Source organism: Porphyrobacter sp. AAP82 (assembly GCF_000331285.1).
In the GTDB taxonomy this organism is placed as follows: Bacteria; Pseudomonadota; Alphaproteobacteria; order Sphingomonadales; family Sphingomonadaceae; genus Erythrobacter.
Map to the genome: position 1 here is coordinate 1 of NZ_ANFX01000036.1, position 10,636 is coordinate 10,636.

Annotated in this window: 11 protein-coding genes and 1 pseudogene; 9 read left to right on the forward strand and 3 right to left on the reverse strand. The window is 70.3% G+C overall.

All coding sequences use genetic code 11. The annotated features are described in order from the left end of the window. From D620_RS16665 to D620_RS0111815, 9 genes and pseudogenes are all read left to right on the forward strand, one after another. Window positions 1-596: pseudogene (locus D620_RS16665) on the forward strand (hypothetical protein); the annotation flags it as partial. A 318-nt stretch (window positions 597-914) separates the two neighbouring features. Beyond that, window positions 915-1,805, forward strand: coding sequence for a sulfurtransferase (locus D620_RS15310; RefSeq protein WP_017666017.1), 891 nt, complete (start codon window positions 915-917; stop codon window positions 1,803-1,805). Then, a complete protein-coding gene (gene metC / locus D620_RS0111785) occupies window positions 1,802-2,986 on the forward strand; it encodes a cystathionine beta-lyase (protein WP_017666018.1) in 1,185 nt (394 codons plus the stop codon). The genes D620_RS15310 and metC overlap by 4 nt, the downstream gene beginning before the upstream one ends. Window positions 2,987-3,053: 67 nt before the next feature. After that, entirely contained in the window at window positions 3,054-3,809 is a 756-nt protein-coding gene (cobA, locus tag D620_RS0111790) for a uroporphyrinogen-III C-methyltransferase (RefSeq protein WP_017666019.1), read from the forward strand. Then, window positions 3,806-4,105, forward strand: a complete 300-nt coding sequence (locus tag D620_RS0111795) for a DUF2849 domain-containing protein (protein WP_017666020.1) — start codon at window positions 3,806-3,808, stop codon at window positions 4,103-4,105. Before cobA ends, D620_RS0111795 begins: the two co-directional genes overlap by 4 nt. Next, entirely contained in the window at window positions 4,105-4,557 is a 453-nt protein-coding gene (locus tag D620_RS0111800; protein ID WP_017666021.1) for a hypothetical protein, read from the forward strand. The genes D620_RS0111795 and D620_RS0111800 overlap by 1 nt, the downstream gene beginning before the upstream one ends. After that, window positions 4,557-6,188: a nitrite/sulfite reductase gene (locus D620_RS0111805; protein WP_017666022.1), complete on the forward strand. Its 1,632-nt coding sequence runs from the start codon at window positions 4,557-4,559 to the stop codon at window positions 6,186-6,188. Before D620_RS0111800 ends, D620_RS0111805 begins: the two co-directional genes overlap by 1 nt. Next, entirely contained in the window at window positions 6,181-6,636 is a 456-nt protein-coding gene (locus D620_RS0111810; protein ID WP_033376780.1) for a DUF934 domain-containing protein, read from the forward strand. Before D620_RS0111805 ends, D620_RS0111810 begins: the two co-directional genes overlap by 8 nt. Continuing rightward, the gene (locus D620_RS0111815) at window positions 6,626-7,402 is read left to right on the forward strand and encodes a phosphoadenylyl-sulfate reductase (RefSeq protein WP_017666024.1); all 777 of its coding nucleotides are present in this window, start codon (window positions 6,626-6,628) and stop codon (window positions 7,400-7,402) included. The genes D620_RS0111810 and D620_RS0111815 overlap by 11 nt, the downstream gene beginning before the upstream one ends. 7 nt (window positions 7,403-7,409) lie before the next feature. Here D620_RS0111815 and D620_RS0111820 read toward each other — a convergent pair whose 3' ends face one another. From D620_RS0111820 to cgtA, 3 genes are read right to left on the reverse strand one after another with little or no spacing between them, the layout of a single operon-like run. Then, window positions 7,410-8,339: an NAD-dependent epimerase/dehydratase family protein gene (locus D620_RS0111820; RefSeq protein ID WP_017666025.1), complete on the reverse strand. Its 930-nt coding sequence runs from the start codon at window positions 8,337-8,339 to the stop codon at window positions 7,410-7,412. Beyond that, entirely contained in the window at window positions 8,336-9,451 is a 1,116-nt protein-coding gene (gene proB / locus D620_RS0111825) for a glutamate 5-kinase (RefSeq protein ID WP_017666026.1), read from the reverse strand. Before proB ends, D620_RS0111820 begins: the two co-directional genes overlap by 4 nt. A gap of 24 nt (window positions 9,452-9,475) precedes the next feature. Further along, window positions 9,476-10,552 (reverse strand): Obg family GTPase CgtA, encoded by a 1,077-nt coding sequence (gene cgtA, locus D620_RS0111830; protein WP_017666027.1) that lies wholly within the window; start codon window positions 10,550-10,552, stop codon window positions 9,476-9,478. Window positions 10,553-10,636: the final 84 nt, after the last annotated feature.

Here is a 10,636-nt window from a genome sequence, read left to right on the forward strand (position 1 = left end):
TGCGCCTTGCCGCCCCTGCCGCCCCTGCCGCCGGCACCGCCGCCGCCGCCGAGCCGCCCGCCGCTGCCGCCGAGGCGCCGCCGCGCCTCGACCTCGCGCTCGACATCACCGCGGCGAGCCGCAGCCTGCGCATGTTCACCCTCGAGTACCGCCTCACCATCGCCAACCGCTCCGGCCGGGCGGTGGTCGACCTCAACGCGGCCCTCCTGCTCGCCTGCGCGCGGGGCGGCCCGGCCGCGTCCGCGGGCGCCGCACAGGCGCTTGCCGCGATCGACCGCATCGGCCCCCACCAGGCGCGCACCCTCACCGGCACGCTCCAGCTTCCGCTCGGCGCCATCGCGCCCCTGCGGCAGGGGCAGACCCCGCTGTTCGTGCCGCTCGTCCACCTCACGCTCGAAGGCGAGAGCCTGCCCGCGCTGGCCCGCACCTTCGTGATCGGCACGCCGTCGCCGGCAGGCCGCGTCCACCCGATCGCGCTCGACGTGCCGCCGGGCGGCATCCCCGGCCTGATCGCCCAGCCGGTCACCGCCGCCCCAGCCCCGGCCCCCGCTCCGGCCCCCGCCCCGTCCACCTCCGCGACCTCCGCCGCCGCCTGAGTCGCCGCCCATGCCGGGCGCTCCGGCGGGCGTGTAGGAGACAATGAGACACTGTCCAGGAGCGGAATTCTCAGCCCGTCCGCACCGGGCCGGCAGGGACACGAACAAGGCGGACAGCGCAGCTCATCTGCGAGATCATGTCAGCCCCGGGGCATGTAGGAAAGCGCCGATTTTTCCGGCACATCACCCATATCGGCAAGGGGGCCCGGCCCCGTGCATGTCCAGCACGAGGAGAACCACCGCCCATGCCCCCGCACAGCCCAACCATCTGTCGCCCGGGCTTTGCGCCGCAGGCCTGCGCGCGCTAGGGTCCCGCCCATGACCACGCTTCCTTCCGCGCTCGTCTCCTGCCGGTGGCTCGCCGACCATTGCGCTGCCCCCGGCCTCGTCGTGCTCGACGCCTCCTACCACCTGCCCGCTGCCGCGCGCGATGCGCGGGCCGAGTTCGCCGCCGCGCATATCCCGGGCGCGCGGTTCCTCGATCTGGCGAGCCTCTATGACGCGGGATCCCCCGTCCCCTATGCCTTCCCCACCCCCGCGCAGCTCGCCGAACGCCTCGCCAGCCTCGGCGTCGGCGCCGATGACGCGGTGGTCCTCTATGATGACAGCGCGATCCGCACCGCGGCGCGCGCGTGGTTCGTGCTCACCGCCAGCGGCTGGCGCGGCCCGGTGGGGGTCCTCGACGGCGGATTGGCCAAGTGGCGGGCAGAGGGCCTGCCGGTCGCAGCGGGCACGCCGGACATCCCGCCTGCCGCCCCGGCCACGCTCGCCGCGCCCACGCGGGTGCGGACCAAGGCCGCCATGCTCGCCAATCTGGCGACACGCGGCGAGCAAGTGCTCGACGCCCGCAGCGCCGACCGGGTCTATGGCAGCGGGACCGATCCCGTCCACGGCGGGCAGAACGGACGCATGCCGGGCGCGCGCAACCTGCCTTACACCGAGGTCTTCAATCCCGACGGCACCTTCCGATCGCCGGCCGCGCTCAGCGCGGCGGTGGCGGGCGCGGGGATCGATCTGGCCGCGCCTGTCACCACCACCTGCGGCAGCGGGGTGACGGCCAGCGTGCTGCTCTTCGCCATGCATCTTGCCGGCAAGGACGATACCGCGCTCTATGACGGCAGCTGGAGCGAATGGAGCGCGGACCCCGCCACGCCCAAGCTGCAAGGCCCCGAAAGCTGGGGGCCGGAGACCGGGGGGCCCAAGGCATGAGCGGCGGGGGAGACGACAGGCATCTGAAGCCCGCCACCCGCCTCGTGCGCGGCGGCAGGCGGCCCGAATGGACCGGGCCGGTGGTCAACCCGCCGGTGTGGCGCGCCTCCACCCATCTCTACGCCAGCGATGCCGAGCGACAGGCGGCAGGCCGCAACAATGCCGACGGGCAGTTCTTCTACGGCCGTCGCGGCGCGCCGACCCAGTGGGCGCTTGCCGATGCACTCACCGCGATCGAGCCGGGCGCCTATGGCACGGTGCTCTACCCGAGCGGCGTGGCGGCGATTGCGGGGGTGATGCTCAGCGTTATGAAGCCCGGCGAACGGGTGCTGATGACCGACAATGCCTATGACCCCACCCGCTCCATGGCGAGCGGGCTGCTGGCGCGGCTGGGGGTGGAGACGACCTTCTTCGACCCGCGCGATGTCGATGGGTTCCGCGCTGCGGTAGCAGGGGCCAAGGGCGTGTGGCTCGAAGCCCCCGGCAGCCTGACCTTCGAGATGTGCGACGTGCCGCTGCTCGCCGGGATCGCCCGCGCAGCCGGGGCGGCGGTGATGCTCGACAACACCTGGGCCAGCCCGCTGGGCTTTGCAGGGCTGGAGCATGGCTGCGACATCGTGATGATGAGCCTGTCGAAGCATGTCGGCGGCCATTCGGACCTGATGATGGGCTCTGCGAGCGCGGGCAAGCGCTGGTACGGGATGCTGCGGCGGGTGAGCCATGAGCTGGGGCAGGTGGTCTCGCCCGACGATGCTGCGCTCGCCGCGCGGGGCCTGAGGACCATGGGCGTGCGGCTCGCCGCGCAGACGGCGGCGGCGAAGCGCGTGGCGGCGTGGCTGGAAGGCCAGCCGCAGGTCGCACAGGTGCTGTGCCCGCTGCTCCCTTCCGACCCCGGCCATGCCCTGTGGACCCGCGACTTCACCGGCGGCTGCGGGCTGTTCAGCTTCGTGCTGGCGAGCGATGATCCGGCCGCCTCGGCGCGGGTGGCCGATGCGCTCGAACTGTTCGGGATCGGCTATTCGTGGGGCGGCTATGAAAGCCTCGCGCTGCCGATCCGGCCCGAGGACTATCGCAGTTGCATGCCCGGAACCGGCGGCGCGCCCGCCTTGCGCCTGTCGATCGGGCTCGAGGATGCCGAGGATCTGATCGCGGACCTGGGACAAGCGCTGGCGCTGGTATAGTTCAGCTACGCGCCCGCCAACCCATTCTCGCTGGAACCCGTGGGCGGGCTGGCCCATTTGCGCTTCCATGCAGATCGGCACCATCTATCTCGTCGGCGCGGGGCCGGGTCCGGTGGACCTTCTGACCCTGCGCGCCGCGCGCCTGATTTCCGAGGCGCGGGTGATCGTCCATGACGGGCTGATCGGCCCCGACATCCTCGGCCTGGCGCGGGCCGATGCGCGGCTGGTCTCGGTCGCCAAGCAACGCGCCCGCCACACCCTGCCGCAGGAGGGGATCAATGCCCTGCTGGTGCGCGAGGCGCTCGGCGGAAGCGATGTCGTGCGCCTCAAGGGCGGCGATCCCTTCATCTTCGGGCGCGGCGGCGAGGAGGCCGAGGCGGCGCGCGCGGCCGGCGTTCCGGTCGAGGTCGTGCCCGGCATCAGCGCCGCGCAGGGTGCAGGGGCGGCCGCGCAGATCGCGCTCACCCACCGCGATGCCGCGAGCATCGTCTCTTTCGTCGCGGGCCAGTGCAAGGGTCTGGCCGAGCAGGACTGGTCGGGCCTTGCGGGCAAGGGCCGGACGCTGGTGATCTACATGGGCGTTTCCACCGCGGGCAGGATCGCCGACAAGCTGATGGCTGACGGCCTTGCTCCCGGCATGCCGGTCGCCGTGGTCGAGAACGCCGCGCGCCCGGAAATGCGGGTGCTGCGGGGCCTGCTCGCCGGTCTGCCGGAGCTGGTGGAAGCCCACGCCGTCAAGAGCCCCGCCCTCATCGTCATCGGCGAAGTGACCGCGCGCGAGGATGCGGCCGTGGCCGCGCTCGCACAGGAGACAGTGCAATGAAAATCCTCACCGGCAACGACCTGCGCTCGGGCGCGGTGACGTGGTGGAACGGCACCGGCTGGTCGCCGTTCGTCGATGATGCGGTCGACGTGGGCGAGGAGGCCGACGAGATCCTCGCCCGCGAACAGGCCGCGCGCCGCGTCAACGCCGCCTATGCGATCGCGGCGAGAATCGACGCCGCCGGGCACGTTCGCCCCGCCCACATCAAGGACCGCGTGCGCGCATTGGGCCCCACGGTGCGCCGCGATCTCGCCGTGCCGACTGCCGCGAAGACCGGCTGGGACTGGGTGATCTGATGCGCCTGCCTGCCGCCACAATCGCTTCCGCCTTCGCCTTTTCCGCCGCGCCCGTCGCTGCCGATGCGGCGCCCGCGCCCGCGCCCGCGCCCGCGCAGACCCGCGCGACGCTGGTGGTCGAGTGGACCCGCCTCAAGGCGCTGCCGGGCGAGCGCGCCAATCTCACCTCGTTCATCTTCCTCAACTGGTTCGCGATGGACGCCAAGGCCGTGGAGCAGGGCCTGTTCACCTCCTACCGCCTGATCGCCAACCCCGCCCCCGATGGCGAGTGGGACCTGCTGGTCGAGGTCGGCTACCCCACGCCTGCCGGCTATGACGATCCCGCCACGCAGGCCGCCTTCGGCGCAATCCGCGCCGCGCACCAGACTGTGCCGGTCGCAGGCAAGACCCTGCACGAGCTCGGCACCATCCTCGGCACCGAGCGCCTCCCCGTTCTCACTGGAACCCGCTGATGTACCGCTATGACCAATACGACCAGGCGATGGTCGATGCCCGCGTCGCCGAATTCCGCGATCAGGCGCGCCGCCGCCTCGAAGGCAAGCTCACCGAGGACCAGTTCAAGCCGCTGCGGCTGATGAACGGGCTCTACCTCCAGCTCCATGCCTACATGCTGCGCGTCGCCATCCCCTACGGCACGCTCGATGCGCGCCAGCTAGAGATGCTCGCCGATATCGCCGACAAGTATGACCGCGGCTACGGGCACTTCACCACGCGGCAGAACATCCAGTACAACTGGATCAAGCTCGACGATTGCGCCGATGCCCTCGCCGATCTCGCCACGGTCGAGATGCACGCGATCCAGACCAGCGGCAACTGCATCCGCAACATCAGCGCCGATCACTTCGCGGGCGCTGCCGCCGACGAGGTCGTGGACCCCCGCCCCTATGCCGAGCTGATGCGCCAGTGGTCGAGCTTCCACCCGGAGTTCACCTACCTGCCGCGCAAGTTCAAGATCGCGGTGATCGCCTCCGAGAAGGACCGCGCGGCGATGCGGCTGCACGATATCGGCGTGCGCATCGTGCGGAACGCGGCGGGCGAGATCGGTGCCGAATTCTACGCCGGCGGCGGCATGGGCCGCACCCCGATGATCGCGCCCCTCATTCGCGACTTCGTCCCCATCGACCAGTTCATCACCTATGCCGAGGCCTGCCTTCGGGTCTACAACCGCTACGGCCGGCGCGACAACAAGTACAAGGCGCGGATCAAAATCCTCGTCCATGAACTCGGCGCTGAGGAATATATCCGCCAGGTCGAGGAGGAATTCGCGCATCTGCTGAGCGTCGGCGTCGAGCCCCCGCGCGAGGAGCTGGCGCGCATCACCGAATATTTCGCCCCGCCCGCCTTCGTCGACGGGCCCAAGACGGTGGACCGCTCGGACCCCGATTTCGCGCTCTGGGTGGATCGCAACACCCATCGCCACAAGCACGACGCCTATGTCTCGGCGGTCATCAGCCTGAAGCCCGCTGGCGGCATCCCCGGCGATGCGACCTCCGGGCAGATGCGCGTCGTCGCCCGGCTGGCGCGCGAATACAGCTTCGACGAATTGCGGGTGATGCACACCCAGAACCTGCTGCTCCCCCACGTCGCGATCCGCGATCTTCCGGCAGTGTGGCAGGCGCTCGACGAAGCGGGCCTCGGCAGTCCCAACAAGGACACGATCGAGGACATCATCGCCTGCCCGGGCCTCGATTACTGCTCGCTCGCCAACGCGCGTTCGATCCCGCTCGCCCAGCGCATCTCCGAGCGCTTTGCGGCGACCGGCCGCACCGAGGTGGTGGGCGAGCTGAAGCTCAAGATCTCCGGCTGCATCAACGCCTGCGGGCACCACCACGCGGGCCACATCGGCATCCTCGGCGTCGACAAGAAGGGCAAGGAGAACTTCCAGCTTTCGCTCGGCGGCAGCGAGGCCGAGGATGTCAGCCTCGCCAAGATCACCGGCCCCGGCTTCGACGAGGACGGCGTGATCGCCGCGGTCGAGACAGTCACCGATGTCTATCTCGCCGCGCGCACCGATGGCGAGCGCTTCCTCGACACCTACCGCCGCATCGGCATGGAGCCGTTCAAGGAGGCGCTTTATGGCTGACAGTCTTGGAACGAGCCCCGACGAGGTGCAGTTCCGCTTCCGCGATGACGAGCCGGTCGATCACGCCGCTGTGACCGTGGACTCGGTGCTCGAACAGACCAACGCCACCGCCGTCCGGATCGAGCCGGGCGATGATGCCCGGCTGCTGCTGCCGTTCCTCGACCGGCTGGCGCTGGTCGAGGTCAACTTCCCGGCCTTCGGCGACGGGCGCGGCTATTCGGCCGCCCGCATCCTGCGCGAGGCGGGCTACACCGGCGAATTGCGCGCGGTCGGCGCGGTGTTGATCGACCAGCTCAGCCACATGCGCCGCTGCGGCTTCGACAGCTTCGCCCCCGACCAGCGCCTCGACGAGGAGGACGCCGCGCGCGCCTTCGCGACCTGGGAGAATGTCTACCAGCGTGCGGCGGATGCGCGGCGGACGATTGCGGACAAGCGCCATGAAGCCTGATCTCAGGATTGTGCCCGCGGATCGCACCCGCGACCGGCTCGACCTCGCGCCGCGTTTTACCGAGCATGATGCGGTGCGGCTGAACAACCTGTTCCGCGGCTCCTCGACGCAGGAGATGCTCGAAGCGGTGATCCGCGATGGCCTTGCCGGCGATCTTGCCGTGGTATCGAGCTTCGGCGCGGAGAGCGCGGTGCTGCTGCATCTGGTCGCATCGGTCGATCCCAAGGTGCCGGTGCTGTTCCTCGACACGGGCAAGCACTTTGCCGAAACGCTCGCCTATCGCGATCTTCTGGTCGAACGCCTCGGTCTCGACCTCGTGGTGCTGACGCCGGACCCGGCCGAACTTGCCGCGAAGGACGAGACCGGTCTGAGGTGGTCCTACGATCCCGATGGCTGCTGCGCGATCAGGAAAGTGCGCCCGCTCGAACAGGCGCTTGCCGGATATGATGCGAGCTTCACGGGGAGAAAGGCGTTCCAGGCCAGGACCCGCGCCAACCTGCCGCGCTTCGAGCTTGATACCTCGGACGGCGCCGGGCGGCTCAAGATCAACCCGCTGATCGATTGGGATGCGGGCCAGATCGAGGGCTATTTCATTCAAGCCGACCTGCCGCGCCACCCGCTGATTGCAGCTGGCTATCCGTCGATCGGCTGCTCGCCCTGCACTTCGCAGGTGTTGCCCGGCGAAGACCCGCGTTCGGGCCGCTGGAAGGGTTGGGACAAGACCGAATGCGGCATCCACCGCCCGGGCGAGGAACCGTTCCTCTGAGCGCGGCTTAAACCCACCCCTCGCGCCGATACCAGTCGGCGGTCGACTTCAGCCCTTCCTCGCCCGCAATCTGCGGTTGCCACAGGCCCGGCGGGGGCTTGCGGTCGAAGCGGGCGACCCAGTTGGGGTGTGCCATGTAGCCGACGCGGTCGGGGGTGAGCTTGGCCTTGGGCCCGCGCATGCGCCGGTCGGCGGCAGCGGCGGCATCGAGCACCGGCTTGGGCAGATGCGGCGCGAAGACCACGCGCCGCCCCATCGCCCGGCCGATCGCGGCGGCCAGTTCCTTGTGGCTCCACCCGCCCTCGCGCCCGTCATCGGGTTCGTAGACCTTCTTGCTTGCCGGTCCTGCCGCTTCGCTACATGAGGAACCGGCAAGGGTGACAAGCAGTCTCGCCAGATCATCGGCATGGATGATCGAGGTCGCGCCGCCCGGGGGCAGCGGCACCACGCCCCACCTCGCCGCGCGGAACAGGTCGAGCATGTCGATATCGCGCGGACCGTAAACCGCCGGCGGGCGCACGCTCGTCCAGTCGAGACGGCTCGCCTCGACCAGCGCCTCGGCCCTCGCCTTGGAGGCGCCATAGGCCGACAGCTCGGGCTTGCGCGCCGAGAGCGAGGAGACGAACACCAGCCTCCTGACCCCCGCCGCGTCCATCGCGGCCAGCACATTGGCGGTGCCGGTAACGTTGGCGGCCTCGAACTCGCGCGGATCGGGGGTGTTGGTGAGGCCCGCGACGTGGATCACCGCATCGGCCCCCGCGACCAGCGCGGCGAGCGCGCGCCCGTCGGACAGATCGCCGCGCACCCATTCCACCCCGGCGCGCGGGGCCTGTTCGCGGCGGGCGAGAGCGCGCACTGTGTGGCCCTGCCGCAGCGCCTCGTCCAGCACCGCGCTGCCTACGAAACCGGTCGCGCCGGTGATCGCGAGGGTCGTCACAGCAGCACCATGTGATCGCGGTGGATCACGCAGGAGCGCGGCGCATAGCCGAGGCGCTCGGCCTGGTCCTCGGCACGCTTGCCGGCGATCAGCTGCATTTCGGCCGCGTCATATTCGGCCAAGCCCTGCGCGAGGCGGTCGCCTCGCACCGACACCACACTGACAAGGTCGCCGCGTCGGAACTGGCCCGAAACGCCGACGACACCCGCCGCGAGCAGGCTCGCCCCGCCCTTCAGCGCCTCGGCGCAGCCCTTGTCGACGCGCAGTTCGCCCGCAGGCGCCAGCCGCCCGCCGAGCCATGCCTTGCGGGCCGAAGCCGCGCTGACGGGCAGGAACAGCGTCCCCGTCCCCTGTGCCAGTGCCCTGGCGATGGGCGCTTCGTGCGTGCCGTTGAGGATGCCGAGCGCGATCCCGGCGCGGGTCGCGATCTGCGCGGCCTGGAGCTTGGAGACCATGCCCCCCGAGCCGAGGCCGGAGGACGAGGCCCCGCTCGCCATCGCCATCACCGCGGGCGTGACCGCCTCGACCACCGGGATCAGCGCTGCGCCCTCCTCGCGCGGGTCGCGATCATACAGCCCGTCGACGTCCGAGAGCAGCAGCACCACATCGGCATTGGCCGCCTGCGCCACCCGCGCGGCCAAGCGGTCATTGTCGCCGAAGCGGATTTCCTCGGTGGCGACGCTGTCGTTCTCGTTGATGACCGGGATCACGCCGGCCTCCAGCAGCCGGTCGAGCGTGGCGGCGGCATTGAGATAGCGGCGACGGTCTTCGAGGTCGCCCAGCGTCAGCAGCATCTGCGCGGCGGTGATGCCGTGCTCGCCCAGCGCGCGGCTCCACAGGTCGGCGAGCTGGATCTGGCCGACGGCGGCGGCAGCCTGCGCATCGGCGAGGCTCCCGCGCCCGCCCTTCGGCAAGGCCAGCCGCGCCGCGCCCAGCGCAATCGCGCCCGAGCTGACCACGATCACCTGCGGGCCCTCGCAGCGGATGGCGGCAAGATCGGCCGCGAGGCTGCCGAGCCAATGCCCCCCCGCCTGCCCGCCGCGCACCAGCAGCGAGGAACCGATCTTGACCACGATCCGCCGCGCGGCGGTGATGTCGGCCAAATGCTTCATAAGCGCCTTGTCAGCATGGGCAGGTTACAGGGGCGACCACTCGGGCGCGTCGCCATCGTCCTCCACCTCGACCGCCTTGGTCTCGGTGGCGGTGCGATCCGGCAGATAGCCGAGCACCGCGTCGAGCAGTTCGGGGATCCCTGCGCCGGTCGCGCCGGACACCGCAAACACCTTGTCCGCGCCTGCCGCCAGCAGTTCCTCGCGGTAGGCATCGACCAGTTCGGCATCGGCGAGGTCGAGCTTGTTGAGCACCACCAGCCGCGGCTTTTCGTCAAGCCGGGTGTGCTCCTTGTCGCCATAGGCCGCCAGTTCCTCCTCGACGATGCGCATCGCCTCGGCCGGGTCGGCGTCCTCGGTGCCGGTGATGTCGATGAGGTGGATCAGCACCCGGCAGCGCTCGATGTGCCCCAGGAAGCGGTCGCCGATCCCGACGCCGTCCGCCGCGCCCTCGATCAGGCCCGGAATGTCGGCGAGCACGAATTCGCGGCCCCTGTGGCGCACCACACCGAGCTTGGGGACGAGCGTGGTGAAGGCATAGTCCCCCACCTTCGCCTGGGCGTTGGAGACCGCGTTGATGAAGGTCGATTTGCCGGCATTGGGCAGGCCGACAAGTCCCACATCGGCGAGCAGCTTCAATCGCAGCCACACCCACATCTCCTCGCCCGGGATGCCCGGCTGGTGCTGGCGCGGGGCGCGGTTGGTGGAGGTCTTGTAGGAGGCATTGCCGCGCCCGCCCATCCCGCCTTCGAGAAAGACGATGCGCTGGCCGACCTCGGTAAAATCGGCGAGCACCTCTTCCTTGTCTTCGGACAGGACCTGCGTGCCGACCGGCACCTTGATCACCAGCGGCTCGGCCGAGGCGCCGGTGCGGTCCTTGCCCATCCCGTGGCCGCCGCGCGGGGCCTTGAAGTGCTGCGAGTAACGGAAGTCGATCAGCGTGTTGAGCCCGGCGACCGCCTCGAACACGATGTCGCCCCCGCGCCCGCCATTGCCGCCATCGGGGCCGCCATATTCGACATATTTCTCGCGCCGGAACGAAACGGCCCCGGGGCCGCCTCCGCCGGACTTCACATAGATCTTGGCCTGGTCGAGGAAATGCATCGCGGCCGCTTACGCATTTTTTGCTGCGATTGCGAGGGCTACATTCCCCCTCCCGCCTGCGGGAGGGGTTAGGGGGGGGGGGGG